The sequence below is a fragment of the Streptomyces sp. 71268 genome (assembly GCF_029392895.1).
GTDB lineage: Bacteria > Actinomycetota > Actinomycetes > Streptomycetales > Streptomycetaceae > Streptomyces.
In genome coordinates, this window is the sequence record NZ_CP114200.1 from 5,250,583 (window position 1) to 5,277,342 (window position 26,760).

The window sequence follows — 26,760 nt, forward strand, 5'->3', positions numbered from 1 at the left end:
GAAGCCACCGTCGAAGCCGAGCTGCCCGGTGTCACCGCAGAGGCCGAGCTGCCCGGCCGGCTGCCCGCCGCGCTGCGCGCCGAACTGATCGCGTTCCGCCGGGACCTGCACATGCATCCCGAGCTGGGGAACCGCGAGTTCCGGACCACCGCGGCCATCAAGGCCAGACTGGAGCAGGCCGGCCTCGCGCCACGCGCCCTGTCCACCGGCACCGGCCTCGTGTGCGACATCGACCCGGCGCGGCTGATCGACGACGGCGCGGCCGAGCGGGGCGAGGGGGACGCGCGCTCGGCGTACGGCGACGGGTACCCGGGCGACGGCGCGGGCGCGCGTCGGGACGACGGCCGGCCCTTCCTCGCACTGCGCGCCGACATCGACGCGCTGCCGATCCCGGACACCAAGACCGTCGCCTACCGCTCGACCGTGCCCGACCGGGCGCACGCCTGCGGGCACGACGTGCACACCACCGTGGTGCTCGGCGCCGGTCTCGTCCTGGCCGAGCTGGCCCGTGAGGGCAGGCTGCCGCACCCGGTGCGGCTGATCTTCCAGCCGGCCGAGGAGGTGCTGCCCGGCGGGGCCGCCGACATCATCGAGGACGGCGTGCTGGACGGGGTGGGCCGGATCATCGCCGTGCACTGCGACCCGCGGGTGGACGTCGGGCGGCTCGGGCTGCGCGTCGGGCCCATCACCTCGGCCTGCGACCGGGTGGAGATCGCCCTCGACGGCGCGGGCGGCCACACCGCCCGGCCGCACCTGACCACCGACATGGTCACCGCCGCCGCCAAGGTCGCCACCGAGGTGCCCGCGGTGCTCAGCCGCCGCGTGGACACCCGCTCCGGGCTGGCGCTGACCTGGGGCCGTATCGCCTCGGGCCACGCCTCCAACGTCATCCCGCAACACGCCGAGCTGTCGGGTACGGTGCGCTGCCTCGACCTGCCGGGCTGGCGGTCGGCGCCGGACCTGGTGCACGCCGCGATCGAGGAGGTCGCCACGTTGCACCGGGCGAAGTTCGAGATCAACTACATCCGCGGGGTGCCACCGGTCGTCAACGAGCCGGACGTGACCGAGCTGCTGCGGCGCGCGATGTCGGCCCGGCGCGGCGCGGACGCCGTCGAGGACACCGAGCAGAGCCTGGGCGGCGAGGACTTCTCCTGGTACCTGGAGCACGTTCCGGGCGCGATGGCCAGGCTCGGGGTGCGCCGCGTCGGCGACACCACCCGCCGCGACCTGCACGCCGGGGACTTCGACGTGGACGAGGAGGCCATCGAGGTGGGAGTGGAGCTGTTCACGGCCGCCGCTTTGCTCGATCGCAACCTTCCGTAGGGCCGCCGTAGACGGGATCGTCGCGGCAGGTTCGCGACGATCCGATAACGGCTTACTGACTCCCCTTTTCTGCGGTTCTACGCGCGTTACGATGCGGCGGAAATCAGCGCCACAGATGGCGCTTCGAGTGAAGGGGACCCTCGTGCGCCGGGCATCCAAGATCGCCGTCGCGGGCATCGCTACCGCGGCTCTCGCCTTCTCCGCCACCGCGTGTGGCAGCAGTTCGGAAGAAGGGGACAAGGACAAGGGCATCGGCCTGGCGTATGACGTCGGCGGCCGGGGCGACCACTCCTTCAACGACTCCGCGGCCAAGGGCTTCGACAAGGCGAAGAAGGACCTCAAGGTGGGCGGCAAGGAGATGACCGCCAAGAACACCGACACCGAGGCCGACCGCTACCAGAAGCTCGCCGACCTCGCCGAGGCCGGCTACAACCCGGTCATCGGCGTCGGCTACGCCTACACCCCCTCGCTCGCCAAGGCGGCCAAGAAGTACAAGGACACCGACTTCGCCATCGTCGACTCGGTGGTCGAGGCCAAGAACGTGGCCAGCCTGGTCTCCGCCGAGCAGGAGGGCTCCTACCTGGCCGGCGTCGCCGCCGCGCTGAAGAGCAAGTCCGGCAAGGTCGGCTTCATCGGCGGCACCAACAGCGCGCTGATCAAGAAGTTCGCCGCGGGCTACGTGCAGGGCGTCAAGGAGACCAACCCGAAGGCGACGGTGGACGTCCAGTGGGTCACCCCGGGCAGCACCGACGGCTTCGGCCTGCCCGACCGCGGTAAGGACATCGCCGAGGGCATGCTCGACAAGAACATCGACGTCATCTACTCGGCGGCGGGCGGTTCGGGCTCCGGCGCCATCGAGGCCACCGCCAAGAAGAAGGGCGCCTGGTCGATCGGCGTCGACGGCGACCAGTACTACGAAAAGGGCCTGGCCGACTACAAGAACTCCATCCTCACCTCGGTGGTGAAGAACGTGGACGGCTCCGTCTACGACTTCATCGTCAGCGTCCTGAAGGACAAGAAGGCGATGACCGGCGTTCAGACGTACGACCTCAAGCAGGGTGGCGTCTCCCTCTCGTACTCCGGCGGCTTCCTCGACGACATCAAGCCGAAGATCGAAGAGACCAAGAAGAAGATCATCGCGGGCGACATCAAGGTGAAGTCCACCTACGCGGGCTGACCCGCACCCAGGCCGCGAGGCCGTTGCACCGGGCCTGGAGGAAGCCGCGTCGCCGCTGCTTTCTCCGGGCCCTTCCCCTGGGGCGCGGCCTCCCGCTCCCCGCGGGGCCGCCACCACCCCACCCTCTGGAGTCGCCATCAAAGCCGCCAGCGCCCCCACGGGCGAGCCACCCGCCGGCGAGGAACATCCCTACGCCGTAGAACTCCGCGGAATCACCAAGCGGTTCCCCGGCGTCGTCGCCAACCACGACATCGACATCTCGGTCCGCCGCGGCACCGTGCACGCCCTCGTCGGCGAGAACGGCGCGGGCAAGTCGACCCTGATGAAGATCCTCTACGGGATGCAGCGGCCCGACGAGGGCACCATCGCCCTCCACGGCGAACAGGTCGAACTGCACTCCCCGGCCGACGCCATCGCGCGCCGCGTGGGCATGGTGCACCAGCACTTCATGCTCGCCGACTACCTGACCGTCCTGGAGAACATCGTCCTCGGCGCCGAGAAGCTGCACGGCATCGGGGCCAGGGCGCGCGCCAGGGTGCGCGAGATCTCCGAGGCGTACGGGCTCGGCGTGCGGCCCGACGCGCTGGTGGAGGACCTCGGCGTCGCCGACCGGCAGCGGGTGGAGATCCTCAAGGTGCTCTACCGCGGGGCCCGCGTCCTCATCCTGGACGAGCCGACCGCGGTGCTGGTGCCGCAGGAGGTCGACGCGCTCTTCGACAACCTGCGCGAGCTGACCGCCGAGGGCCTGACCGTCATCTTCATCTCGCACAAGCTGGGCGAGGTGCTGTCGGTCGCCGACGACATCACCGTCATCCGGCGCGGCACCACCGTCGCCTCCGTCGAGCCGAGCCAGACCACGGCCAAGCAACTCGCGGAGCTGATGGTCGGCAGCGAGCTGCCCTCGCCGCAGACCTGCGAGTCGACCGTCACCGACGTGGAGTTGCTGCGCGTCGCCGACCTGCGGCTGAGCGCCGTCGACGCGGACGGCGTGAGCCGCCCCGTACTCGACGGCATCGACCTCACCATCCACAAGGGCGAGGTCCTCGGCATCGCCGGCGTCGAGGGCAACGGGCAGGCCGAACTCGTCGAGGCCATCATGGGCATGCGCGACCCCGACGGCGGCACCATCACGCTGGACGGGCGGGACATCTCGCACGCCCCCACCCGCGCCCGCCGCGAGGGCGGCATCGGCTACATCCCCGAGGACCGGCACCGGCACGCGCTGCTGCTCGAGGCCCCGCTGTGGGAGAACCGCATCCTCGGGCACGTCACCGAGGCCCCCAACAGCCGAGGTTGGCTGCTCGACCCGAGGGCCGCGCGGCGCGACACCGAGCGCATCGTCGCCGAGTACGACGTGCGCACCCCCGGCATCGAGGTGACGGCCGCCTCGCTGTCCGGCGGCAACCAGCAGAAGCTCATCGTCGGCCGGGAGATGAGCCACCTGCCCAAGCTGCTCATCGCCGCCCACCCCACGCGCGGCGTGGACGTCGGCGCGCAGGCCCAGATCTGGGACCAGATCCGCGCCGCCCGCGGCGAGGGCCTCGCGGTGCTGCTGATCTCGGCCGACCTGGACGAGCTGATCGGCCTGTCCGACACGCTGCGGGTGATGTACCGAGGCCGGCTGGTGGCCGACGCCGACCCCGCCTCGATCACCCCCGAGGAGCTGGGTTCGGCGATGACCGGCGCGGCCAGCGGCCACCTGGAGCACCCCACCGACGGGCCGGGAGAGGGCCGATGAAGAAGTTCGACAAGGAGCGGGTGCTGCTGGCGATCGCCGCGCCCGCCCTCGCCCTGGTCGCCGCGTTCACGGTGACCGCCCTGGTGCTGCTCGCCACGGGCAAGGAGCCGTTCAACGCCTTCGGCGTGATGTTCGAGTACGGCAGCAAGGCCGACAGCCAGGTCTACATCCTCAACAAGGCCACCACGTACTACCTGGCCGGCCTCGCCGTCGCCATCGGCTTCCGGATGAACCTGTTCAACATCGGCGTGGACGGCCAGTACCGGCTCTCCGCCTTCATCGCGGCAGCCGCCGGCGGCGCGATGAACCTGCCGGGCCTGGTGCAGATCCCGCTGATCATCCTGGTGGCCATGCTGGTCGGCGCCATGTGGGCCTCGATCGCCGGACTGCTCAAGGTCTACCGAGGCGTCAGCGAGGTCATCAGCACCATCATGCTGAACTCGCTGGCCACCGCCCTGATCAGCTACCTGCTCGTGGACGGCCGGCTCGGCGTGCTCGACCCCGACACCAACATCGTCTCGACCGAGCCGCTGCCCGAGTCCAGCCACTTCTTCACCATCCCGGCCGGCGGCGACCTCGACCCCGTCTGGGGCTTCCTGGTGGTGGCCGTGCTCGCCGGGTTCGCGTTCTGGTTCGTCCTCGGCCGCACCCGGTTCGGCTTCGACCTGCGCTCGGTGGGCCGCTCCGAGCCCGCGGCGCAGGCCAGCGGCGTGGGCGTCAAGCGCATGATCGTCACCAGCATGGTGCTCTCCGGCGCGATGGCGGGCCTGGTCGGCATGCCGACCGTGCTCAACGACACGCACCAGTTCACCGCCGACTTCCCGCTCGGCGTCGGCTTCACCGGCATCGCCGTGGCCCTCCTCGGCCGCAACCACCCGGTCGGCATCGCGCTCGGCGCCCTGCTGTGGGGCTTCCTGGAACGCGGCGCCAACCGGCTGGAGTTCGAGGGGTACGACAAGGAGATCGTCGGCGTGATGCAGGGCGTGATCGTGCTGTGCGTCGTCATCGCGTACGAACTGGTGCGCCGCTTCGGCATCAAGCGCCAGCAGCAGCGGGTGGGCGCCGAACTCGCCCAGCAGGCCGTCAATCTCACCAAGCGGGAGGTGGCCCAGTGAGCGGCGCCCCGACTCTCACCAAGACCCCGAAGGGCCCGCCCGGCGCCTCCCGGACCGCCGGCGGACGGCTGTCCTTCGCCAAGGTGCTGCTGATCATCGCGGGCGCCCTGATCACGCTGTCGGTGGTCCGCGAGATCATCGACCAGGTCGCCTCGGGCCAGACCCCCGCGTTCAACAACATCACCTCATCCGGCCAGATCGCCGCCGGCCTGTCCATGGCCGTGCCCATCGGCCTCGCCGGCCTCGGCGGGCTGTGGGCCGAGCGGGCCGGCGTGGTCAACATCGGGCTTGAGGGCATGATGATCCTCGGCACCTTCTTCGGTGCCTGGGCCGGCTACCAGTGGGGGCCGTGGACCGGCGTGCTGGCCGGGGTGCTCGGCGGCGCGATCGGCGGCCTGGTGCACGCGGTGGCCACGGTCACCTTCGGCGTGGACCACATCATCTCCGGCGTGGCCATCAACATCCTGGCCCTGGGCGCCACGTCGTACCTGGCCAAGCGCTGGTTCGAGCCGCTGGCCGACGAGGGCGGCAGCCCCAAGCAGTCGCCGCAGGTCGACGACATCCAGCAGTTCACCGTGCCAGGTCTTGCCGACTGGTTGGCCGACCTGGAGAAGCACCACTGGTTCCTGGTCTCCGACGTGGCCGGCATCCTCGGCGGCCTGGTCACCGACATCTCGGCGCTGACCGTGCTGGCCATCGCCCTGTTCGCCGGCACCTTCCTGGTGTTGTGGAAGACCTCGTTCGGGCTACGGCTGCGCTCCTGCGGCGAGAACCCGACCGCCGCCGAGTCGCTCGGCGTCAACGTCTACTTCTACAAGTACGCGGCGGTCGTCACCTCCGGCGCGCTGGCCGGCCTCGGCGGCGTCTTCCTCGCCCTGGTCCGCTCGCACATCTACAACGAGGGCCAGACCGGCGGCCGGGGCTACATCGGCCTGGCGGCCATGCTCTTCGGCAACTGGCGCCCCGGCGGCCTGGCCATGGGCGCGGGCCTGTTCGGCTACTCCGACGCGCTGCAACTGCGCAGCGGCGGCACCACCGTGCACGCCCTGATACTGCTCGTCGCGCTCGGCCTGCTGGCACTCGCCGTATGGCGACTGACCCGTCAGCACTACATCGCGGCGGGGCTGAGCGGCCTGGCCGCCGCGCTGCTGATCGTCTGGTACGCGATGACCGACTCCGTACCGAACGAGCTCGTCGGCGCCACGCCGTACATCGTCACCCTCCTGGTGATGGCCCTGGCGGCGCAACGGCTCCGCATGCCCAAGGCCAACAACAGGCCCTACCGAAGGGGACAGGGCGGATGACCGAAGCCCCCGACACCCTCGCCCCGCTCCCCGAGAGCGCCTGGCAGGAGCTGCGGCAGCGGGCCCGGGAGGCGATGTCCCGGGCCTACGCCCCCTACTCCGGCTTCCCGGTCGGGGCCGCCGCCCTGGTGGACGACGGCCGCACGGTCAGCGGCTGCAACGTCGAGAACGCCGCCTACGGGGTCGCGCTGTGTGCCGAATGCGGCCTGGTCTCCGCGCTGTTCGCGAGCGGCGGCGGCAGGCTGACCGCGTTCACCTGCTGCGACCGCGAGGGCCGGATCCTCATGCCGTGCGGTCGCTGCCGGCAGTTGCTGTGGGAACACGGCGGCCCGTGGCTCCGGATGGACACCGCCCGCGGCGTCCGCCCGCTGGCCGAACTCCTCCCGGACGCCTTCGGCGCCGCCGACCTCGAGCGCGCCGCCGCCCCCGGGCCCGGCGCCGACCCCGAACCGGGCGCCGAATCCGGTCCCGGCGCCGACCTCGAACGATAGGACCGCCCCGGACGTTGCACGGGCCAGTGGCCGTGCCACCTGCCTCGTCTCGACGCCCGGGGCGGCCGCCTGCACCCGACCGCGCGGCGGCCGGGGGCGCGCGCACCCCGCGCGCCCCCGCGCCACCCCCGCCCTGAAAGGCCCGCACGCCCATGGACGCCATCTCCGTCATCCGCGCCAAGCGCGACGGCCACCGCCTCACCGACGCCCAGATCGACTGGATCATCGACGCGTACACCCGTGGCGAGGTCGCCCACGAGCAGATGTCCGCGCTGGCCATGGCGATCTACCTGAACGGCATGAACCGCGCCGAGATCGCCCGCTGGACCGCCGCCATGATCGCCTCGGGCGAGCGGATGGACTTCTCCTCGCTGCCCCGGGTGACCACCGACAAGCACTCGACCGGCGGCGTCGGCGACAAGATCACGCTGCCGCTCGCCCCGCTCGTCGCCGCCTGCGGCGCCGCCGTCCCGCAGCTCTCGGGCCGTGGCCTCGGCCACACCGGCGGCACCCTGGACAAGCTGGAGTCCATCCCCGGCTGGCGGGCCGCGCTCAGCAACGACGAGATGCTCGGCGTGCTGGCCGACGTCGGCTCCGTCATCTGCGCGGCCGGCGACGGCCTGGCCCCCGCCGACAAGAAGCTGTACGCGCTGCGCGACGTCACCGGGACCGTCGAGTCCCTCCCCCTCATCGCGTCCTCGATCATGTCCAAGAAGATCGCCGAGGGCACGGGTTCGCTGGTCCTGGACGTCAAGGTCGGCTCCGGCGCCTTCATGAAGGACATCGAGGAGGCCCGCGAACTGGCCTCCACCATGGTCGGCCTCGGCACGGACCACGGGGTGCGCACGGTCGCGCTGCTGACCGACATGTCCACGCCGCTCGGGCTGACCGCGGGCAACGCCCTCGAAGTGCGCGAGTCGGTCGAGGTGCTGGCCGGCGGCGGCCCGGCCGACGTGGTCGAGCTGACCGTGGCGCTGGCCCGCGAGATGCTGACGGCGGCCGGGCTGCCCGACGCCGACCCGGCGCGGGCGCTCGCCGACGGCTCGGCCATGGACCACTGGCGCCGGATGATCCTGGCCCAGGGCGGCGACCCGGACGCGGAGTTGCCCGTCGCGCGTGAGCAGCACGTGGTCAACGCCTCCGTCGACGGCGTGCTCACCACCCTGGACGCCTACGCTGTCGGGGTCGCCGCCTGGCGGCTCGGCGCCGGCCGCGCCCGCCGCGACGACCCGGTCCAGGCGGGCGCCGGCGTCGAACTGCACGCCAAGCCGGGCGACCGCATCACCGCTGGTCAGCCGCTGCTGACCCTGCACACCGACACCCCGGAGAAGTTCGGCTACGCCCTTGAGGCCCTCAACGGCGGCGTCCTCATCGCCCCGCCCGAGACGCGGTTCGAGCCGCAGCCGGTGGTGCTGGACCGCATCGGTTAGCGCGCGGACACCGCTGCGGGCGGTGGCGCGTGGGCGCGTCGGCTTGGGCCGGGCGTGGGGGCACGGGTGCGTTGGCTCGGGCGGGGCGTGGGTGGATCGCCCCGGGGGGCGCGCGGGTTCGGAATGCGCTCACACGTTCGAGTGGCGTGGGGCGGCGAACCGGCTCGGGGACCACGGATCGTGCTGGGATGGATGACGTGACCGCACGGGAGCCGCAGGGGGCGGTTCCCGAGGAGGGGGCGTCATGAGTGCGCGACGTAGCGAGCAGGTGCCGGCCATGACCGGCGGGTGGGCCGATCTCGCCCGCGGTTGGGAGGAGTCGGACGCCCCCGAGGGGTGGCGGGCCGAACTCATCGAGGGGGCCGTCACCCTCTCGCCCCCGCCCGACCGCCACCACCATCACGTCCTGGACCAGATCCAACGGCGGTTGTACGCGGCGATCCCGCCGGACTGGGGGGTCTACCAGCGGCTGGGCCTGGCCGTCCCCGAGTGCGAGAGCATCTTCGTCCCCGACCTGGCGGTGGTGTCGAAGCGGGGTGCGCCGCGCGCTGAGCCCACGTCGTACGTCCCCGCCGCCACGGCCCGGATGACGGTCGAGATCACGTCGCGGGCCAGCGCCCACCGGGACCGCACCACCAAGGCCGCCGGCTACGCGCTGGCCGGTGTCCCGCTGTACGTGCTCGTGGACCGATGGGCCCTTCGGGGCCCCGTCGTCACGCTGTACGGGGCCCCGAAGGGGGAGGCGTATCGCGTGCTCAGCGCGGTCGGGTTCGGGGCGGACCTCCACCTCCCCGAACCCTTCGAGATGACCCTCGGCACCGGCGCCTTCGCCACCCGGGCGGCGTGATGGCCGCGCCCGAGGCCGCTTCCGCGACCGCGTTCGCGCGGGGGGACGGCCGCCCGGCGGGCGGGCCGGCGACGCGGCGGGCAGCCTGGTTCCGCTGGTTACCGCGCCGCCGCCAGCGCCCGCCGCTGCGCCAGCGCCTTGCGGGTCGCGTAGAGCGTGATGCTCGCCGCACCGACCATGGCCGCGAGGCCGAGCACGACGGTGCCCTCCCAGCCCGCCGCGTGGAAGGCGATGGCACCCAGCGTGCCGCCCGCGCTGCTGCCCAGGTAGTACGCCGACTGGTAGAGCGCGGACGCCTGCGCGCGGCCCGTCGTGGCGGTGCGGCTGACCGAGGAGGAGGCCACGGCGTGCCCGGCGAAGAAGCCCGCCGTGATCAACACCAGCCCGAGCAGCACCGCGAGCAGCGTGGAGGTCAGCGTGAGCAGCAGGCCGAGCGCCGTGGTGCCCACCGCCAGGTAGAGCGCGCTGCGCCGGCCGAGCCGAGCGACGAGTTGCCCCGCCGCCGCCGAGGACAGGGTCCCGACCAGGTACACAAGGAAGATCGACCCGACCACGCCCTGCGGGAGGTTGAACGGCTCCTCGATCAACCGGTAGCCGATGACGGTGTAGACCGCGCCGAACACGGTCATGAACAGCGCCCCGATCGCGTACAGCCGGCGCAACAGCGGGTCGGCCAGGTGGCCCCCGATGGTGCGGGCCAGTGCGCGGGGTCCGACCGGGTGCGACGTGAAGTGCCGGGCTCGGGGCACCAGGAGCCGGAAGACCACGGCGCACACCGCCGCCAGCAGCCCCACCGCGGCCAGCGCCGCCCGCCAGCCCCACGCCTGGGCGACCCAGCCGGTGAGGATGCGACCGGACATGCCGCCGATGCTGTTGCCCGCGACGAACAGGCCGATCGCCCCGACCAGGGCCTTGCCCCGCACCTCCTCGGCCAGGTACGCCATCGCGGACGCGGGCACCCCGGCCAGCGCCGCGCCCTGGACGGCGCGCAGCGCGACCAGCCAGCCCAGGTTGGGCGCGAACGGCGTGAGCAGAGCGACGACCGCGGCGACGCTCAGCGAGGCGGTCATCAGGGTGCGCCGGCCGAACCGTTCGGAGAGCGCGCTCAGCGGCAGCACGGCGAGCGCGAGGGCGCCGGTCGCGGCCGAGACGGTCCAACTCGCCTGGCCCGGCGAGACGCCCAGGTCACCGGAGATGGCGGGCAGCAGCGCCTGCGTCGAGTAGAGCAGCGCGAAGGTGGAGATGCCGGCCGCCAGCAGCCCGAAGCTCATCCGTCGGTAGCCGGGCCCACCGGGACGCAGCTTGCCGCCGTCGGCGTCGGCCCCCTCGCCCGCACCGCCGGCCGATCCCTGCGCGCGCGGCACGGGCCGACCGGCCTCGTGGTCCTGTTCGGTCGTACGCGCCTTGGCGGGCCCGGAGTTCGGGTTGCTCTCGCGGGCGGCCCGGCCGGGGGCGGGGCGGCAGGGGCGAGGCCCCTGCGGGGTCGGGCGCCGGCGCGCGCGGGAGGCGGCGGCGCGGCAACGGCGCGCGAGGCGACCGGAGTCGGCGGCGGGCTCGGAGACCGGCGCGGCCTGCCGCTCGGGCGCGGCCGTGGCGGGCGACGCGGCGGCGGTCGTGGTGGAACGGGGGAACGGCGCGGTAGAGGCGCCCACACGGAGTTCGGTGGACGCCCCGGTATCAGCAGGAGGCATGTCCACGACCGTAAGCAGGGCGCTCTCATGCGTCCAATGCACAACATCGCGATAATCAATCCCATGGTGCATGAGCGCAGGTCAGCCCGTTCCGTGTCACGTCAGGGAAAGGAAAAAGTCACGTCGGACACACCCACCGCCGCGCGACCGCCGGCCGTGACCCCCACCCGGGCTCCGACCCCGCCCCCGGCCGCCGGCCCGCCTCCGTCCCCGTCCACGCGCCCGGCCTCGTCCGCGTCGGTGCCGGCCGCGACCGGCACCCACGCCGCCTCGTGGGCGGCGGCCCTGGCGCCGAGACTCGTGCAGTTCGCGGCCGTGGCGCGGTACGAGCACGTCACCCGTGCCGCACAGCAACTCGGTGTGCCGCAGTCCACACTGAGCCGGGCCATGGTGCGGCTCGAAGCGGACCTGGGCGTCGCCCTGTTCGCCCGGCACGGCCGTACCGTCTCGCTCACCCCGGCCGGCCACACCTTCCTGGCCTCCACCCAACGGGCGCTGGCCGAGGTGGAGCGGGCCGCGGAGTCGGTGCGCGCCGACGCCGACCCGGCCGCGGGCAAGGTCGCCTTCGGCTTCCTACACACGCTCGGCACCGAGACCGTGCCCGGGCTGCTCCGGGCGTTCCGCGCCGACCATCCGCGGGTGCGCTTCCAACTCGTCCAGAACTACGGCGAGGCGATGCTCGAACGCCTCCGCGCCGGCGACCTCGACCTGTGCCTGACCTCGCCCGTCCCCGACGCCCCGGACCTGGTCGCACGCCGCCTCGACGAGCAGAAACTGCGCCTGGTGGTCCCCGACGACCACCGGCTCGCGCACCGCAAGCGGGTCCGCCTCGCCGAGGCGTCCGGCGAACTCTTCGTCACCCTGGAGCCGGGCTACGGGCTGCGCCGGATCACCGACGCGGTGTGTGCCGAGGCCGGGTTCACGCCGAAGATCGCCTTCGAGGGCGAGGAGGCCGAGACGCTGCGCGGCCTGGTGGCGGCCGGCCTCGGTGTGGCGCTGCTCCCACCTCCCGCGGTGCCGAGGCCCGGCGTGGTGGAGCTGACGGTCACGGCACCGCGCGCGGTTCGCGAGATCGGCGTGGCCTGGCTTGACGGGCACCCGGACACGCCGCCGGTGACCGCCTTCAAGCGCTTCCTGCTCAGCCGCCGAGGCCAACTCCTGCCCCGCTGACGGTCGCCGCCGATGTCCGCGCTGACGCCCTCGCTGCCCGGCCGTCCGGCCGGCGTCCCGCGCCGCGCGGCGGCTAGGACTTCTCGGCCAGCAGCGGCTTGAGGGCCTCGCGCAGGTCGTCCTCGCCGACCGGGCTGAGCGCGCGGGCGGCGATCTTGCCGTCGCGGTCGATGAAGAGGGTGGACGGGATGCCCTGCGGGTTGAAGCTGCCCTTGGGGAAGTGCAGCGCCAACTTGCCCGTCGGGTCGTGCCAGCTCGGGTAGCGCACCCCGAGTTCCTTCTCGAACTTGAGGCCCTGGGCCTTCTCGTGGTCGCTGTTCAGGCCGATGAACGCCACGTCGTCCTTGGTCTCGGCGGCGACCTTGACCAGGCTCGGGGTCTCGGCGCGACACGGCGGGCACCAGGAGGCCCACAGGTTGATCGCGACCACCTTGCCCCGGTAGTCGGCGAGCCGGAGCCGTTCGCCGTCCAGCGCGGCCCCGGAGATGTCAGGCGCGGCCTGACGGTCGGCCTTGGCCACGGTCTCGATGGTGCTGGACCCGTTGCGGGTGAAGGTGGCCTTGCCCGACGAGCTACCGCTGCCGCACCCGGTGAGCGCCACGGTGGCGGCGAGCGCGCCGGACATCAGGCCGGCCGCGCGGGCAAGCGCGGTGCGACGGCTGCGGACACGGGTGCGGGAAACCGGCCGGCGGTGAGGCATGCCGACAAGTCTTCCATGCGCCCCGCACCCACCCCCGTGCGCCCCACCCCCCTACGCCGCGCGCCTCGGCCACGCTGCCGCACCACCATCCCCGCACCGCTGCTGACCCCCCGCCGCCGGGCCACTGCCGAGTCGTCACCGAGCTCCCGCCGAGTCGTCGCCGCGCCCCGGTGCCGCCCTGCGAGCCCCGCCGCCCCCCACCCCCTGCGGCGCCCGCCGGCCCGGCTCCCAGCCAAGCCCACGGGCTCGGCTCCCGCCTCGCTCCCGGCCCGGGCTACCGCCGCAGCGAGGAGCCGAAGCCCGCCGCGAGCGGCATCCGCAGGCCGAGCGGGGGCGGGGCGGCCAGCGCGTCCGCCAGTGGACGCGCGTAGTCCTGGTCGAAGAGGGAGCCCAGCGCGAAGTCGGCGGCGAGCGCGTACACCTCCTGCCGGTGGTGGTGGAGGCGGTGGCCGTCGGTGTGCACCTCGAAGCGGCACACCGTGTTGTTGATCTTCTTGGCCCGCTCGACGAGCCGGTAAGAGAGTTCGGGATCGGTGTGCTCGTCGTTGCTGCCGTGCACGACGAGCACCTGTCTGCCCGCCAGGTGCTTGACCGGGTCCGGGCTCAGCGTGGCCTCCGGGCTCGGTAGCCACGGGGCGATGGCCAGGACCGAGCCCACGGCCGAGTGTCCCGCCGCGAGCAGCACGGCCCGCGCTCCCATGCCCATCCCGACCAGGCAGATCGGCACGTCCCCGTAGCGCCGTACCACCTCGTCCACGGCCCACTCGGCGTCCGCGACGGGGTCCGCGGCCGACCCGTTCCAGCCGCGACATCGATAGCGGACGACGTGTGCCGTCAGCCCCTCCGGCCGCCCCGCCTTCGCCAGCCCGCGCGCGAGCGGCCACATCGCCGCGGCCGACAGCGCGGTCGGCCGTCGGGTTCCGGTTGGCGTACCGTCGGGCAGCAGCAGCGCCACCCCACCGACGGCCTTCCCCTCCGCCGCCACCCCCACGGGCCGCCCCAGCCGGGCGCTTCGATCCGGTCGTTCCGGCAACGCTTGCTGAGCCATGTCAGAACGATGGCAGAAGCAACGGTGTACTCCACTACGCAGACTGGTCACTGTTCCGTATCTATCCAGCCGGTTACCCCGGGCGATCTACGCGCGTAGGGGCTATGGTGCGCAGATGACGAGCGAGAACACCCAGCAACCCAACCCGGAGCAGATCCGGCGCGCCCCCAAGGTGCTGCTGCACGACCACCTCGACGGCGGGCTGCGCCCGGCCACCATCGTCGAACTGGCCCGGGAGAACGGCTACGAGGGGCTGCCCGAGACCGACCCCACCGCACTCGGCACCTGGTTCCGCGCGGCGGCCGATTCCGGTTCGCTCGAACGCTACTTGGAGACCTTCGCCCACACCTGCGCCGTCCTCCAGACCGTGCAGGCGCTGCGCCGGGTAGCGGCCGAGTGCGCCGAGGACCTCGCCGCCGACGGCGTCGTCTACGCAGAGGTGCGCTACGCCCCCGAGCAGCACCTGGAGCAGGGGCTGACCCTGGAGCAGGTGGTCGAGGCGGTCAACGAGGGCTTCCGCGAGGGCGAGCGCCGGGCGCGCGCGGCCGGTCACCGCATCCGGGTGGGCGCGCTGCTCACCGCGATGCGGCACGCCGCCCGCTCGCTGGAGATCGCCGAACTGGCCAACCGCTACCGCGACCTGGGCGTCGTCGGCTTCGACATCGCGGGCGCCGAGGCGGGCTTCCCGCCCACCCGACACCTGGACGCGTTCGAGTACCTCAAGCGCGAGAACAACCACTTCACCATCCACGCCGGCGAGGCGTTCGGCCTGCCGTCGATCTGGCAGGCGCTCCAGTGGTGCGGCGCCGACCGGCTCGGCCACGGGGTGCGGATCATCGACGACATCCACGTGTCCGAGGACGGCGGCATCAAGCTCGGCCGGCTCGCGAGCTACGTGCGGGACAAGCGCGTCCCGCTAGAGCTGTGCCCCACCTCCAACCTGCAGACGGGCGCCGCGAGTTCCTATGCCGAGCACCCCATCGGGCTGCTGCGCAAGCTGCACTTCCGGGCCACGGTCAACACCGACAACCGGCTCATGAGCGGCACCAGCATGAGCCGCGAGTTCGAGCACCTCGTCTCGACCTTCGGCTACACGTTGGACGACATGCAGTGGTTCACCGTCAATGCGATGAAGTCCGCATTCATCCCTTTCGATGAACGTCTGGCGATGATCAACGACGTGATCAAGCCCGGATACGCCGAGCTGAAGGCCGAGTGGCTGTTCCGCCAGACCGCCGTCGGATAGCCGCTGACCAGCGGTTCTCCTGGTGCGGTGGGGTGCCGCGACGGGGGTGGTGGCGGTGCGGGTACGCACCGGCACTCCCGACATCCCCGCCCATCTCCGGTGTTTGCGGGCCATCGGAGCGGCTGGCTACGTTGCAGTGCCGCTCAAGAACCCCGTACCAAGGAAGATTTCTGATGAAGCAGGGAACGATCAAGACCCTCGGCGTCGCCGCCGTGGGTATCGCCTTCGCCGCCACCGCCGCGGGAACCGCGTCGGCCGCCCCGTCCGGGCTCGGGCCGGTCACGGGCCCGGCCAAGGAGGCGGTGAAGACGCTGCCGAAGAAGACGGAGAAGCTCACGAAGCCCGACACCAAGGCCGCTCCGAACCCGGTGCAGAGCCTGCTCGGCGGGCTGCCGATCGGGGGCTGACGCTCCGCGCGCAGGCCACGGTGGGCCGCACGTCCGGCGACGGGCGGGCGGCCCACCGCCGCGAGTGGCCCCCACTCCCGCGCTCCCGCGCCCGGCGCACGAGCCCGGGCCGGTGGTTCACCAGGCGCCGGCCCGGTTCTTGTTGTCGGCCGGCAGCAGTATCCACAGCGCGAGATAGAGCAGGAACTGCGGCCCCGGCAGCAGACACGAGGCCACGAAGATCACCCGCATCGTGGTCGCGGACGTCCCGAAGCGCTGGGCCAGGCCGGCGCACACACCGGCGATCATCTTGCTGTTCTGGGGGCGTACGAGAGCGGTGTTCATGGGTGACTCCTTGTCGTCGTCCGCGGTCTCACCCGAGGAACTGTCGATAGCTCCACGCTAGGGCCTGTCTGATAATTGGTCTTGTGGTGGGTCGTGGAGAGCTGACGGATGCGGCGTGGGAGCGGGTAGTCCCGCTGCTGCCGGGTGTTGATGGTCGTGGTCGGCCGTGGCGGGATCATCGGCAGGTGATCAACGGGGTGTTGTGGCGGTTGCGGACCGGTGCTCCGTGGCGTGACCTGCCCGAACGCTATGGACCGTGGCAGACGGTCTATGAGCGGTTCGCTCGCTGGGAGGCGGACGGTACCTGGGCTCGCCTGCTCGAGCAGGTCCAGGTCCGTGACGACTCCATCGGAGCCGTGGAGTGGGTGGTGTCGGTCGACTCCACGATCAACCGGGCGCATCAGCACGCCGCCGGGGCCCGCAAAAGGGGGCGGCGGCGGGGGACGAACTGGAAGATCCGGCATATCCGTCGGCTGGCCAGGCGCTGGGCCGCTCCCGCGGCGGGCTGACCACCAAGCTCCACCTCGCCTGCGACGGCCGTGGCCTGCCCTTGGCCGTTGTCCTCACGCCCGGCAACGTCAACGACTCCACCGTCTTCGACACGGTCATGGACGCGCTGAGGGTGCCCCGGGCCAGCGCCGGGCGCCCGCGCCTTAGGCCCGATGCCGTCATCGCGGACAAGGCGTACTCCTCCCGGGCGATCCGCCAGTCCTTGCGAGGCAGAGGCATCCGGGCAGTGATCCCGGAGCGGGCGGACCAGAAGGCCAACCGCCTACGGCGAGGGAAGGCCGGCGGCAGACCGCCGGCCTTCGATCGCGAGCTTTACAAGGCCCGCAACGTGGTCGAGCGCTGCTTCAACCGCCTCAAGCAATTCCGCGCGATCGCCACCCGCTTCGACAAACTCGCCACCCGCTACAAGGCCGGCATCCACCTCGCCGCACTCATCCTCTGGCTCCGCCAACCCAACCAAGATCCTTTGTCAGACAGGCCCTAGGTGCCTGCGGCCGACGGGGCGTCGCACTACGGTGCGATGCCGACCCTGGGGATCGTCGGGGTCACCCCCGAGGCCGCCTCCTCCCGGGGAAGGGCGGCCGGTGCCCGGTCCTGCCCCCGGCGGCGTAGCCGGGCCCGTACGGCGGGCACCACCGCCAGGTGCGCCAGCGCGACGCCCGCCGTGTTGAGCAGCACCGTGTCCACGTCCACGACCTGGCCCGCGACCGTGGACTGGGCCAGCTCGACGGCGCACGAGATCAACGCGCTGGCCAGCACCGTACGCAGCAGCGACGCCAATCGGTGGGCGTCGACGCGGCCCCCCGCCAGCGGCAGCAGCACCCCGAGCGGCGCGTACAGCAGCAGCTCGCGCGCCATGCGCCGGGTGGCCTCGGCGAACCCGACGTCGAGGTCTCCGCGGATGGAGGCCAACGGCTCCAGGTTGCTGGCCGTGACCCAGGTGGCGGCCAGTGGACGCAGGGAGAGCCAGCCGATGAAGGCGAGCTGCGCCACCAGGAGGAGGATGCCCGCGAGGCGGAAGCGGATGTCGGCCGTGCGGCCGGGACCATGACCCTGCACGCCAGTCAGGACGCGCGGCGCCGCCGTACCGGTTCCGCCGACCCCACGGTGACGGGCCTCACGCCCCGCGCGACGAAGCCCGCCCCGACCTGCGCCGCTACCCGCCCGCCCCACCAGCCCGGCCAGTCCCGCCCGCCCAGTCAGCCCCACCGCCCCGAGGCGACCCGCACCTTCGGGGCGCTGGCGGGCTGCCCCGCCGGCCGCCTACTCCAGCAGGGTGCCCGAGCTCTGGGCGCTCTCGGGCCGCATGCGCAGGTCCGCGCCGCACTCGTACCGCTTGAGCCCACCGGCCCCGAGCGCGTCCTCCCCCTCGGGTGCGGCCGGCCCGCCGAGCACCACCGTGCGCCGACTGCCCACCGCCGGGGTCTCGGCGAAGGTGCACACGAGCTGCGCCAGCGCGTACGGGGGCAGCTCGTCGGGCTCCCGGTTCAGCCGCAGCGTTCCGGCCGGGTCGCCCTTGGCCGGCCCCGAAACCTGCACCCAGGAGGCCACCTCGGTGTTGATGCCCACCTTCGCCTCGGCGGCCGACACCGGCTGCTGGAGCTGGTTGAGCAGCGCCCGCGCGAACTCGTCGGGGCGCGGTGCCTGGTCACCCTTCGGCAGCCGGAGTACCCGCCGCACGGGCAGCAACTGCGCGGAGCACACGAGCTGCACGGTGACGGCGACCCCCTCGGTGGCCCGGGGGGACGCCGCGGCGCTGGGCAACTGGCACGAGGCGCGCGAGGGCGCCGCGCCAGCGTCCACGGGGACCGAGGTGGAGCGGATGCCACACCCGGCGACCAGCAGCGCGGCGACCGCACCGAACACCCCGAGCGTCGCCGCCCGGACGCCGAGCGCGCGGCGCGGCCCCCGGAGGGGCGGGCCGGAGCCCTGCGTGCCGTGCGGGTCCGCGGTCCGGGGGCTCATCGCTCACTCCTCTTGTCTTTCCGGTCCCGGTCCTTCTTGCCGTCCCGCTTGTCGGCCTTGTCAGTCCTGTCGGTCCTGTCAGCCTTGTCGGCGGGCTTGCCGCCCCCGTCCGCCCGGTCAGGCTTCTCCGACTTCTCCGACTTCTCCGACCTGTCGGCCTTCCCGGTCTTTCCGGTCTTCTTGTTCTGGCCAGCCGGGTCCGACCGGCCCACGTCCGCGATGACCTCGGAGGCGTCCATCGGCAGGCGCAGCGTGAAGATCGCGCCGCCCTCGGGAGAGTTGGCAGCGGTGATCTCGCCGCCGTGGATGTGCGCGTTCTCCAGGGCGATCGACAGCCCGAGGCCGCTGCCCTCCGAGCGCGGACGGGAGGCACTGGCCTTGTAGAAGCGGTCGAAGACGTGCGGCAGCACCTCTTCGGGGATGCCCGGCCCGTGGTCGCGTACCTCGATCAGCAACTCGTCGGCGACGGGCCGCACCGAGACGCGCACCGGCGAGCCGCCGTGCTTGAGCGCGTTGCCGATCAGGTTGGCCAGGATGACGTCGAGGCGCCGTGGGTCGAGGCGGGCGACGATGCCGCGCTCCGCGTCCAGCTCCACCGCGTCCAGCCAGGCCCGCGCGTCGATGCAGGCCGTCACCTGGTCGGCGACGTCCACGCCGTCCAGGACGAGGCGGGCGGTGCCCGCGTCGAAGCGGGTCACCTCCATCAGGTTCTCCACCAGGTCGTTCAGCCGTCGGGTCTCGCTGACGACGAGCTGCACGGCGGGCGCGATCATCGGGTCGAGCGAGTCCGCCTCCTCCTCAAGCACCTCCGTCACGGCGGTGATCGCCGTCAGCGGCGTCCGCAGCTCGTGCGACATGTCGGCGACGAACCGGCGACTGGACGCCTCCCGCGCGCTCAGATCGTCGACCCGCTTCTCCAGCGCCTCGGCCGTCCGGTTGAACGTACGGGAGAGGTCGGCCAGTTCGTCCGTGCCCGAGACCCGCAGCCGGGTGTCCAGCTTGCCCTCGCCGAGCTTGCGCGCCGCGTCCGCGAGGCGTTGTACGGGCCGCAGCACCGTCGCCGCGGCGGCCTGCGCCAGCAGCGCGGAGCCGATCAGCGCGAGCCCGGTGGCGATCCCCAGCGACCAGGCCAGCGAGTTGAGGTCCTGCCGCTCGTTCTCCAGCGACTTGAGCATGTAGCCGGTGGGGCCGCCGCCGATCACCTTGGCGCCACCCACCAGGTACGGTGCCCCGTCCAGCGAGATCCGCTGCCAGTACAGGTGGTAGGGGTAGGCGTTCGAGCCGTCCACCTCGCGCTTCTTGTTGACCGCTGTGCGCAGCGCGTCCGGCACCATCTCCCAGTCGAAGACCTGCTCGTTGGAGAAGGCGGCGCAGCCGGTGTGGCCGTTCCGCTGGGTGATCAGCAGCACCTCGTACTTCTGCGAGCTCTCCGCCATGTGCTGCGCGGCGACGTCCAGGGCGTTGCAGTCCGGCTCCAGTGGCAGGGCCCCGGTGTGGTCCTCAAGCGACTTGTGGAAGTCGTCGAGCGCGGCGTTCTGGGTCCGGTTCAGGACGGCGTCACGGTTGAGCCAGTACGCGATGCCGGACGCCGAGACGGCGGCGACCAGGGCCACCACGGCGAACACGAGCATCAGCCGCAACCGGAGGCTCATCCACCGCAGAATTCCCGCAGCCCAGCCCCGTACTCGACTGGGCCCGTCCGTCACTGGGGGGTGTCCAGTCGGTATCCGACCCCACGCACCGTGCGGATCAGCGTCGGTGACGAGGGCACGTCCTCGACCTTCGCGCGCAGCCGCTGCACGCACGCGTCGACCAGCCGTGAGTCACCGAGGTAGTCGTGCTCCCAGACCAGGCGCAGCAACTGCTGCCGGGACAGCGCCTGCCCCGGGCGCCGGCTCAGCTCCAGCAGGAGTCGCAGCTCGGTGGGGGTGAGCTGAAGATCCTCACCGTTCTTGGTGACGGTCATCGCGGAGCGGTCGATCACCAGCGAGCCGAACGACGCCGAGTCGTTCGCCTCCCGCTCACCGCGGCGCAGCACGGCCCGGATACGGGCGTCGAGCACCCGCCCCTGCACCGGCTTGACCACGTAGTCGTCCGCGCCGGACTCAAGGCCCACCACGACGTCGATGTCGTCGCTCCGCGCGGTCAGCAGGATGATCGGCAACTGGTCGGTACGCCTGATGCGGCGGCACACCTCAAAGCCGTCAATTCCGGGCAGCATCACATCCAACACGATCAGGTCAGGCCGCTGTTCGCGCAGCAGCTTGAGGCCGTCCTCTCCCGTGGCCGCCGTCGCCACACGGTGGCCCTGGCGGGACAGGGAGAGTTCGAGGGCCGTGCGGATGGCGTCGTCGTCCTCGATCAGCAACAGGAAAGGCACGTTGGTCATTCTGGCCTACAGGTGGGCTGGAGTTCGACCTCCGGGGCAGCGCGCGACGGCTCGCCCGGGATTCGGGGCCTGTGACACGGCTGTGACAGTCGACGGACAACGCGATGAAACTGGCTTGCCAGTCTTTTGGTCACCGGGCGGCACCCACCCGGCAGGCAAGAGACCGAGACAAGCTCCACGACGGGGGGCGCGACATGAACACCTTGCACGGCACGACAACCAGCGCAGGTATTCGGACGCGCCTACACGCCGGTTGGAGCTGGGGGAACCCTCAGACGGAGTCTGGGGGAGACAAGTCCGGTGCCGTGAGCGGGCGGGGGTGCGCTCGCGGCACCGGACGTCAGCGGTCGCCCATCATGTACGTGGCGGCGGCTGACGCGGCCACGGAGGCCCGTGGGGGCGCCGCGGTCGCCGTAGGCAACGGGGGAAACGGGGGCACGGCGCACGGGGGAAGCGACAACCGGGCCGAGGCGGAGTTCACCGCCTACGTCCAGGAGCGCCGCGCCTCCCTCTTCGCCACCGCCTACCACCTGACTGGTGACCGGTTCGAGGCGGAGGACCTGCTGCAGAGCGCGCTGTTCTCCACCTATCGGGCCTGGGACCGTATCAGTGACAAGGCCGCTGTCGGCGGATACCTCCGCCGCACCATGACGAACCTGCACATCAGTGCCTGGCGTCGTCGCAAGCTGAACGAGTATCCGACCGAGGAACTGCCCGAGACCGTCGGTGACCACGACGCGATGCGCGGTACCGAGCTGCGCGCCGTGTTGTGGCAGGCCCTGGCCCGCCTGCCCGAGTTGCAGCGCACGATGCTCGTCCTGCGCTACTACGAGGGCCGCACCGACCCGGAGATCGCCGACATATTGGACATCAGCGTCGGGACGGTGAAGTCCAGCATCTGGCGATCGCTGCGCCGACTGCGCGGCGACGAAACGCTCGCCTTCGGGCGGGACGAAGAGGAGTCCTTCGGCGAGCTCGTCGCCTGAAGGCAGGGGGAAACACGGGGGAGCACGGGGGAAATCGGGGGCCGTCTTTCGGGGGAGAGGCGGAACTGTGGGGGGAAACCGGCGGACTGTCTTCCGGGGGGAGGGCGGAACGCCACGGGGGGAAACGGGGGGAACACGGGGGAAACGGGGGGCCGTCTTCCGGGGGGAGGGCGGAACACCATGGGGGGAAACACGGGGGACAGCGGGGCGGGACCGGCGCGCGGGGGGTGTGCCGGTCCCGCCCCGCACTGCTGTGCGCGGGCGCGAGGCGTTACGGGGCGGTGCCGGGGAGCGACGTACGAGCGCGGGGCGGGCGGTCAGGCGGCCAGGTGCGCGGCGGGGGTGGTGGCCGCCGTGGCGATCCGGCGCAGGGCGCCCGCCGCGTCACACGGGTGCGCGCCGAGGCCGGTCTGGCGGGCGATGATGCCCCGCTCGGCGCGCAGCAGGCGCAGTCCGCGACGTAGCAGATAGGGCACCGGCTTGCGGCCCTCGCGGAGGTCGCGCACCAGCCGGCGGCGGAAGGTGGTCAGCGGGCGGCCGGTCAGGCACAGCGCGTCGGCCAGCAGACCCAGCTCCCGGCACCGGTCGATGATCTCCGCCGCGAAAATGCCCTCGGCGACGCACAGCGGTGCGCCCTTCAGGGCGAGGCTGGCGCTGCCGGTGCGCGAGCTGGTGGGGATGTCGTACAGCGGCACCTCGGTGCGGCCCGTGCGGCACAGCGTGCCGATGGCCGCGACCGCCGCGTCCGCGTCCCAGGACAGCGGGGAGTCCCAGTCGGCACCGCCGCCGTCGGGGAGCGCTGGCAGGGACGGGTCCGTGGCCTCCTTGTAGAAGTCGTCGAGGTTGAGCACGGGCAACCCGCTGCGGGCGGCCAGGGAGGACTTCCCCGAGCCCGACGGGCCGGCCAGCAAGATCACGCGAGGATACGAGGGAGGCGCTGTCACGGGACACCAGTGTGCGGCATGGGGCCGAACGAGGGACCCCCTGGGCAGGCGAGTGGTTGCCCGCCGACCGCTTTGACTTCCGTGCGTGTCCGGCCGGTGACGCTGTACCGGAGGAAACTGGCAGGCGCACATGGCCTCACGTACGGGTGACGGGCAGGCCCCCGCGTCGCGCGGGTTGGCGCGCGGGGCTGGTCGTCACGGCTGCCGGCGCGGCCCTGGCGGCCGGCGGCGCGACGCGCGCGGTGGCTCCGGCTGATCCGCACGCGGCGATGTGGGGCCCGTGGCGGGGCCGGGCGTACGGGCGGGGCCGGGGCTTGTGCCCCGGCCCCGCCCGCGCGTCGCCCGTCAGGGCCGACGGCTCAGACGCCCATCGGATGCCAGACGGTCTTGGTCTCCAGCAGGGCGAGCATCCGTTCCGTGCCGGGGTCGGCCAGCCAGTGGTCGCCCTTGGCCGTGTCCCCAGGCTGTGGACGAAGGACGCGCTTGAGGTTGTCGGCCGCGGCCCGCTCCAGCTCGACCACCAACTCGCCGGGCGCGCCGGCCAGGTCGATCGCGTTGACGTCCTGGTGGGCGGCGAGCGGCGGGCCCAGCTCGGCGGCCCGGCCCGAGAGGATGTTGACCACACCGCCGGGCAGGTCGGAGGTGGCCAGCACCTCGCCGAGGGACAGGGCGGGCAGCGGCGCCCGCTCGCTGGCGACCACCACGACCGTGTTGCCCGTGACGATCGCCGGGGCGATCACCGACACCAGGCCGAGGAAGGCGGAGTCGGTCGGCGCCAGGACCGCGACCACGCCGGTCGGCTCGGGCGTGGAGAGGTTGAAGTACGGTCCGGCGACGGGGTTGGCCGCGCCGGCGACCTGGGCCACCTTGTCGGACCAGCCCGCGTACCAGACCCACCGGTCGATCGCCGCGTCCACCCGCGCCGCGGCCTTCTTGGCCGACACACCGTCGGCCGCGGCCACCTCGGCGGCGAACTGCTCGCGGCGGCCCTCCAGCATCTCGGCGACCCGGTAGAGGATCTGGCCCCGGTTGTACGCCGTCGCGCCCGACCAGGGGCCGAACGCCTTGCGGGCCGCGACGACCGCGTCCCGGGCGTCCTTGCGGGAGGAGAGCGGGGCGTTCGCCAGCCATGCGCCCTTCGCGTCGGTCACCTCGTACACCCGTCCGCTCTCGGACCGGGGGAACTTCCCCCCGACGAACAGCTTGTAGGTCTTGAGCACGCTCAAGCGGTCAACAGTGGACATCAGCGATCGCCCTCCGGGCTCGTCGTTCCGGCGCGGTCGCCCCGCGGGCCCGCCGGGGCGAGGTACGCCTCCAGGCCGTGCCGGCCACCCTCGCGGCCGTAGCCCGACTCCTTGTAGCCGCCGAACGGCGACGTCGGGTCGAACTTGTTGAAGGTGTTGGACCACACGATGCCCGCGCGCAGCTTGCTCGCCATCCACAGGCTGCGGCTGCCCTTCTCGGTCCAGATGCCGGCCGAGAGGCCGTACGGGGTGTTGTTGGCCTTCTCCACCGCCTCGGCCGGGGTGCGGAAGGTCAGCACCGACAGGACCGGGCCGAAGATCTCCTCGCGGGCGATGCGGTGCGCCTGCGTCACGCCCGTGAACAGGGTCGGCGCGAACCAGTAGCCCGTGGACGGCAGGTCGCACGCCGGCGCCCAGCGCTCGGCGCCCTCCGCCTCGCCGGCCTCGGCGAGCGCCGTGATCCGGGCGAGCTGCTCGGCGGAGTTGATGGCGCCGACGTCGGTGTTCTTGTCGAGCGGGTCGCCGACGCGCAGCGTGGCCATGCGCCGCTTGAGCGCGTCCAGCAGCTCGTCGGCCACCGACTCCTGCACCAGCAGCCGCGAGCCCGCGCAGCACACGTGGCCCTGGTTGAAGAAGATGCCGTTGACCACGCCCTCGACGGCCTGGTCGACGGGGGCGTCGTCGAAGACGATGTTGGCCGCCTTGCCGCCCAGCTCCAGCGTCAGCTTCTTGTCCGTGCCGGCCACCGTGCGGGCGATCTGCCGGCCGACCTCGGTGGAGCCGGTGAACGCCACCTTGTTGACGTCCGGGTGGGCCACCAGCGCGGCGCCGGTCGAGCCGTCGCCGGTGAGGATGTTGACCACGCCGCGCGGCAGCCCGGCCTGGCGGCAGACGTCGGCGAAGAACAGCGCGGACAGCGGGGTGGTCTCGGCCGGCTTGAGCACCACCGTGTTGCCGGTGGCCAGCGCCGGGGCGATCTTCCAGGCCAGCATCATCAGCGGGAAGTTCCACGGGATGACCTGCCCCGCCACGCCCAGCGGCCGCGGGTTCGGGCCGAAGCCCGCGTGGTCCAGCTTGTCGGCCCAGCCCGCGTAGTAGAAGAAGTGCGCGGCGGTCAGCGGCAGGTCGGTGTCCCGGGACTCGCGGATGGGCTTGCCGTTGTCCAGCGACTCCAGGACGGCCAGCTCGCGCGAGCGCTCCTGGATGATCCGGGCGATGCGGAAGAGGTACTTGGCGCGCTCGGAGCCCGGCAGCGCCGACCACGGGCCGAACGCCCGGCGGGCCGCCCTGACCGCCCGGTCCACGTCCGCCTCGCTGGCGTGGGCGACCTCGGAGAGCACCTCCTCGGAGGCGGGCGCCACGGTCTTGAAGACCTTGCCGTCCGCCGCCTCCTGGAACTCGCCGTCGATGAAGAGTCCGTAGGACGGCGCGATGTCCACCACCGCGCGGGACTCGGGTGCGGGTGCGTAGTCGAAAGCCATCTGTCTCAGTCCACCGTCACGTAGTCGGGACCGGAGTAGCGCCCGGTGCTCAGCTTCTGGCGCTGCATCAGCAGGTCGTTCAGCAGGCTGGAGGCGCCGAAGCGGAACCAGTCGGCCGACAGCCAGCGCTCGCCCAGTGTCTCGTTCACCATCACCAGGTACTTGACGGCGTCCTTGGTCGTCCGGATGCCGCCGGCCGGCTTGACGCCGACCTGCACGCCGGTGGTCGCGTGGAAGTCGCGCACCGCCTCCAGCATCAGCAGCGTCACCGGTGGCGTGGCGTTGACCGCCACCTTGCCGGTCGAGGTCTTGATGAAGTCGGCGCCCGCGAGCATCGCGAGCCAGGAGGCGCGGCGCACGTTGTCGTACGTCTGGAGCTCGCCGGTCTCGAAGATGACCTTGAGGTGGGCGGCGTCGCCGGCCTCGGAGCCGGCCGGGCGGGCGCACGCCTGCTTGACCGCCCTGATCTCCTCGAAGACCTCCATGTACCGGCCGGAGAGGAAGGCGCCGCGGTCGATCACCATGTCGATCTCGTCCGCGCCGGCCGCCACCGCGTCCCGCGTGTCGGCCAGCTTGACCGGCAGCGCGGCGCGTCCCGCCGGGAACGCGGTGGCCACCGAGGCGACCTTGACCCCGGAGCCGGCGACGGCCTGGCGCGCGGTGGCCACCATGTCCGGGTAGACGCAGATGGCGGCGACCGGGGGCGCCCCGTCGCCGGGGCGCGCGCCCTTGGCGCCGAGGGCCCGGACCTTGCCGGGGGTGTCGGCACCTTCGAGTGTCGTCAGGTCGACCATCGAGATCGCCAGGTCGATGGCGTACGCCTTCGCCGACGTCTTGATCGAGCGGGTGCCGAGCGTCGCGGCGCGGGCGTCGAGGCCGACCGCGTCGACCCCCGGCAGGCCGTGCAGGAAGCGGCGCAGCGCGCCGTCGCTCGCGGTCACGTCCGCCAGCGACGCCAGGCGCCGCGCGGCTTCGTCGCCGTATGCGGGAACTGTGGTGGGCATGGTCACCAGGCGAGCATATCTACGCGCGTAGCAGCCTGTCACCCCCGCGAATCGACGCAGTTTTTCGATGCCGTAACGCAACGTCCGCATTCCGGAGCGTCGGGCACAATCGGGCGCATGACGAGTCCGGACCCCTCCTCCTCACCCGCGCGGCCGGAGTCCGCCGCCGGCGCGCGGCCGGAGCCGCCCGAGCCGACCGGCGCGGACCGGCCCGCCGGCACGGCCG

At 72.5% G+C, this 26,760-nt stretch carries 25 protein-coding genes; 13 read left to right on the forward strand and 12 right to left on the reverse strand.

The genetic code is table 11. The features are described from left to right. Positions 1–21: 21 nt before the first annotated feature. The 8 genes from OYE22_RS20705 (at position 22) to OYE22_RS20740 (ending at position 9,425) form a co-directional block, all read left to right on the forward strand. The gene (locus OYE22_RS20705; RefSeq protein ID WP_277324236.1) at positions 22–1,323 is read left to right on the forward strand and encodes an amidohydrolase; all 1,302 of its coding nucleotides are present in this window, start codon (positions 22–24) and stop codon (positions 1,321–1,323) included. A gap of 142 nt (positions 1,324–1,465) precedes the next feature. Next, on the forward strand, positions 1,466–2,500 hold the full coding sequence (locus tag OYE22_RS20710) for a BMP family ABC transporter substrate-binding protein (RefSeq protein WP_277321805.1): 1,035 nt from the start codon (positions 1,466–1,468) through the stop codon (positions 2,498–2,500). A 136-nt stretch (positions 2,501–2,636) separates the two neighbouring features. After that, positions 2,637–4,238 (forward strand): ABC transporter ATP-binding protein, encoded by a 1,602-nt coding sequence (locus tag OYE22_RS20715; protein WP_277324237.1) that lies wholly within the window; start codon positions 2,637–2,639, stop codon positions 4,236–4,238. Further along, entirely contained in the window at positions 4,235–5,353 is a 1,119-nt protein-coding gene (locus OYE22_RS20720; protein ID WP_277321806.1) for an ABC transporter permease, read from the forward strand. Before OYE22_RS20715 ends, OYE22_RS20720 begins: the two co-directional genes overlap by 4 nt. Continuing rightward, positions 5,350–6,657, forward strand: a complete 1,308-nt coding sequence (locus OYE22_RS20725; RefSeq protein ID WP_277321807.1) for an ABC transporter permease — start codon at positions 5,350–5,352, stop codon at positions 6,655–6,657. The genes OYE22_RS20720 and OYE22_RS20725 overlap by 4 nt, the downstream gene beginning before the upstream one ends. Continuing rightward, positions 6,654–7,148, forward strand: a complete 495-nt coding sequence (locus OYE22_RS20730) for a cytidine deaminase (protein WP_277321808.1) — start codon at positions 6,654–6,656, stop codon at positions 7,146–7,148. Before OYE22_RS20725 ends, OYE22_RS20730 begins: the two co-directional genes overlap by 4 nt. A gap of 152 nt (positions 7,149–7,300) precedes the next feature. Then, positions 7,301–8,578 (forward strand): thymidine phosphorylase, encoded by a 1,278-nt coding sequence (locus OYE22_RS20735; RefSeq protein WP_277321809.1) that lies wholly within the window; start codon positions 7,301–7,303, stop codon positions 8,576–8,578. Between the two features lie 244 nt (positions 8,579–8,822). Next, positions 8,823–9,425: a Uma2 family endonuclease gene (locus tag OYE22_RS20740; protein WP_277321810.1), complete on the forward strand. Its 603-nt coding sequence runs from the start codon at positions 8,823–8,825 to the stop codon at positions 9,423–9,425. Positions 9,426–9,523: 98 nt separating this feature from the next. Here the strand turns inward: OYE22_RS20740 and OYE22_RS20745 are convergent, their stop codons facing one another. Continuing rightward, a complete protein-coding gene (locus tag OYE22_RS20745) occupies positions 9,524–10,696 on the reverse strand; it encodes an MFS transporter (RefSeq protein WP_277324238.1) in 1,173 nt (390 codons plus the stop codon). A gap of 660 nt (positions 10,697–11,356) precedes the next feature. Here OYE22_RS20745 and OYE22_RS20750 point away from each other — a divergent pair. Then, a complete protein-coding gene (locus tag OYE22_RS20750; protein WP_277321811.1) occupies positions 11,357–12,286 on the forward strand; it encodes a LysR family transcriptional regulator in 930 nt (309 codons plus the stop codon). Positions 12,287–12,359: 73 nt separating this feature from the next. Here the strand turns inward: OYE22_RS20750 and OYE22_RS20755 are convergent, their stop codons facing one another. Together OYE22_RS20755 and OYE22_RS20760 are read right to left on the reverse strand one after the other, a co-directional pair. Further along, the gene (locus tag OYE22_RS20755; RefSeq protein WP_277321812.1) at positions 12,360–12,986 is read right to left on the reverse strand and encodes a TlpA disulfide reductase family protein; all 627 of its coding nucleotides are present in this window, start codon (positions 12,984–12,986) and stop codon (positions 12,360–12,362) included. 274 nt (positions 12,987–13,260) lie between these two features. Continuing rightward, the gene (locus tag OYE22_RS20760) at positions 13,261–14,034 is read right to left on the reverse strand and encodes an alpha/beta hydrolase (RefSeq protein WP_277321813.1); all 774 of its coding nucleotides are present in this window, start codon (positions 14,032–14,034) and stop codon (positions 13,261–13,263) included. Positions 14,035–14,149: 115 nt separating this feature from the next. Between OYE22_RS20760 and OYE22_RS20765 the strand changes: the two genes are divergently transcribed. Then, the gene (locus OYE22_RS20765) at positions 14,150–15,280 is read left to right on the forward strand and encodes an adenosine deaminase (protein ID WP_277321814.1); all 1,131 of its coding nucleotides are present in this window, start codon (positions 14,150–14,152) and stop codon (positions 15,278–15,280) included. A 173-nt stretch (positions 15,281–15,453) separates the two neighbouring features. Continuing rightward, the gene (locus OYE22_RS20770) at positions 15,454–15,687 is read left to right on the forward strand and encodes a hypothetical protein (protein ID WP_277321815.1); all 234 of its coding nucleotides are present in this window, start codon (positions 15,454–15,456) and stop codon (positions 15,685–15,687) included. Positions 15,688–15,804: 117 nt separating this feature from the next. On the opposite strand, the gene OYE22_RS20775 is transcribed toward OYE22_RS20770, so the two are convergent. After that, positions 15,805–16,011, reverse strand: a complete 207-nt coding sequence (locus tag OYE22_RS20775) for a PspC domain-containing protein (protein WP_277321816.1) — start codon at positions 16,009–16,011, stop codon at positions 15,805–15,807. 83 nt (positions 16,012–16,094) lie between these two features. On the opposite strand from OYE22_RS20775, the gene OYE22_RS20780 reads away from it, so the two are divergent. Beyond that, positions 16,095–17,005, forward strand: a protein-coding gene (locus tag OYE22_RS20780) for an IS5 family transposase (protein WP_277319174.1) whose coding sequence is annotated in 2 segments (ribosomal slippage) — positions 16,095–16,434 and positions 16,434–17,005 — 912 coding nt in all. Because the reading frame shifts where the segments join, the coding sequence is not laid out codon by codon here. A 26-nt stretch (positions 17,006–17,031) separates the two neighbouring features. On the opposite strand, the gene OYE22_RS20785 is transcribed toward OYE22_RS20780, so the two are convergent. From OYE22_RS20785 to afsQ1, 4 genes are all read right to left on the reverse strand, one after another. After that, on the reverse strand, positions 17,032–17,580 hold the full coding sequence (locus OYE22_RS20785; RefSeq protein ID WP_277321817.1) for a VanZ family protein: 549 nt from the start codon (positions 17,578–17,580) through the stop codon (positions 17,032–17,034). Between the two features lie 204 nt (positions 17,581–17,784). Continuing rightward, positions 17,785–18,486: a hypothetical protein gene (locus OYE22_RS20790; RefSeq protein WP_277321818.1), complete on the reverse strand. Its 702-nt coding sequence runs from the start codon at positions 18,484–18,486 to the stop codon at positions 17,785–17,787. Then, a complete protein-coding gene (locus tag OYE22_RS20795; protein ID WP_277321819.1) occupies positions 18,483–20,138 on the reverse strand; it encodes a HAMP domain-containing sensor histidine kinase in 1,656 nt (551 codons plus the stop codon). The genes OYE22_RS20790 and OYE22_RS20795 overlap by 4 nt, the downstream gene beginning before the upstream one ends. 50 nt (positions 20,139–20,188) lie before the next feature. Further along, complete coding sequence (gene afsQ1, locus OYE22_RS20800; protein WP_176166125.1) at positions 20,189–20,866, reverse strand: two-component system response regulator AfsQ1; 678 nt, start codon at positions 20,864–20,866, stop codon at positions 20,189–20,191. A gap of 203 nt (positions 20,867–21,069) precedes the next feature. Here afsQ1 and OYE22_RS20805 point away from each other — a divergent pair, with 203 nt between their 5' ends. Further along, positions 21,070–21,861 carry a SigE family RNA polymerase sigma factor gene (locus OYE22_RS20805; RefSeq protein WP_277321820.1) on the forward strand — a complete coding sequence of 264 codons (792 nt, stop codon included), beginning with the start codon at positions 21,070–21,072 and terminating at the stop codon, positions 21,859–21,861. A gap of 317 nt (positions 21,862–22,178) precedes the next feature. Here OYE22_RS20805 and OYE22_RS20810 read toward each other — a convergent pair whose 3' ends face one another. The 4 genes from OYE22_RS20810 to deoC form a co-directional block, all read right to left on the reverse strand. Then, the gene (locus tag OYE22_RS20810; protein ID WP_277321821.1) at positions 22,179–22,805 is read right to left on the reverse strand and encodes an ATP-binding protein; all 627 of its coding nucleotides are present in this window, start codon (positions 22,803–22,805) and stop codon (positions 22,179–22,181) included. Between the two features lie 359 nt (positions 22,806–23,164). Next, complete coding sequence (locus OYE22_RS20815) at positions 23,165–24,049, reverse strand: aldehyde dehydrogenase family protein (RefSeq protein WP_277321822.1); 885 nt, start codon at positions 24,047–24,049, stop codon at positions 23,165–23,167. Then, entirely contained in the window at positions 24,049–25,530 is a 1,482-nt protein-coding gene (locus OYE22_RS20820) for an aldehyde dehydrogenase family protein (protein WP_277321823.1), read from the reverse strand. Before OYE22_RS20820 ends, OYE22_RS20815 begins: the two co-directional genes overlap by 1 nt. Before the next feature lie 5 nt (positions 25,531–25,535). After that, positions 25,536–26,534: a deoxyribose-phosphate aldolase gene (gene deoC / locus OYE22_RS20825; RefSeq protein WP_277321824.1), complete on the reverse strand. Its 999-nt coding sequence runs from the start codon at positions 26,532–26,534 to the stop codon at positions 25,536–25,538. Positions 26,535–26,760: the final 226 nt, after the last annotated feature.

Coding starts and splice junctions, on each gene's coding strand:
- OYE22_RS20730 (WP_277321808.1), top strand. CDS start 6,654: ATGACCGAAGCCCCCGACACCCTCGCCCCGCTCCCCGAGAGCGCCTGG.
- OYE22_RS20790 (WP_277321818.1), bottom strand. CDS start 18,486: ATGAGCCCCCGGACCGCGGACCCGCACGGCACGCAGGGCTCCGGCCCG.
- deoC (WP_277321824.1), bottom strand. CDS start 26,534: ATGCCCACCACAGTTCCCGCATACGGCGACGAAGCCGCGCGGCGCCTG.
- OYE22_RS20735 (WP_277321809.1), top strand. CDS start 7,301: ATGGACGCCATCTCCGTCATCCGCGCCAAGCGCGACGGCCACCGCCTC.
- OYE22_RS20760 (WP_277321813.1), bottom strand. CDS start 14,034: ATGGCTCAGCAAGCGTTGCCGGAACGACCGGATCGAAGCGCCCGGCTG.
- OYE22_RS20770 (WP_277321815.1), top strand. CDS start 15,454: ATGAAGCAGGGAACGATCAAGACCCTCGGCGTCGCCGCCGTGGGTATC.
- OYE22_RS20805 (WP_277321820.1), top strand. CDS start 21,070: ATGAACACCTTGCACGGCACGACAACCAGCGCAGGTATTCGGACGCGC.
- OYE22_RS20815 (WP_277321822.1), bottom strand. CDS start 24,049: ATGTCCACTGTTGACCGCTTGAGCGTGCTCAAGACCTACAAGCTGTTC.
- OYE22_RS20745 (WP_277324238.1), bottom strand. CDS start 10,696: ATGAGCTTCGGGCTGCTGGCGGCCGGCATCTCCACCTTCGCGCTGCTC.
- OYE22_RS20820 (WP_277321823.1), bottom strand. CDS start 25,530: ATGGCTTTCGACTACGCACCCGCACCCGAGTCCCGCGCGGTGGTGGAC.
- OYE22_RS20775 (WP_277321816.1), bottom strand. CDS start 16,011: ATGAACACCGCTCTCGTACGCCCCCAGAACAGCAAGATGATCGCCGGT.
- OYE22_RS20765 (WP_277321814.1), top strand. CDS start 14,150: ATGACGAGCGAGAACACCCAGCAACCCAACCCGGAGCAGATCCGGCGC.
- OYE22_RS20740 (WP_277321810.1), top strand. CDS start 8,823: ATGAGTGCGCGACGTAGCGAGCAGGTGCCGGCCATGACCGGCGGGTGG.
- OYE22_RS20720 (WP_277321806.1), top strand. CDS start 4,235: ATGAAGAAGTTCGACAAGGAGCGGGTGCTGCTGGCGATCGCCGCGCCC.
- OYE22_RS20795 (WP_277321819.1), bottom strand. CDS start 20,138: ATGAGCCTCCGGTTGCGGCTGATGCTCGTGTTCGCCGTGGTGGCCCTG.
- OYE22_RS20755 (WP_277321812.1), bottom strand. CDS start 12,986: ATGCCTCACCGCCGGCCGGTTTCCCGCACCCGTGTCCGCAGCCGTCGC.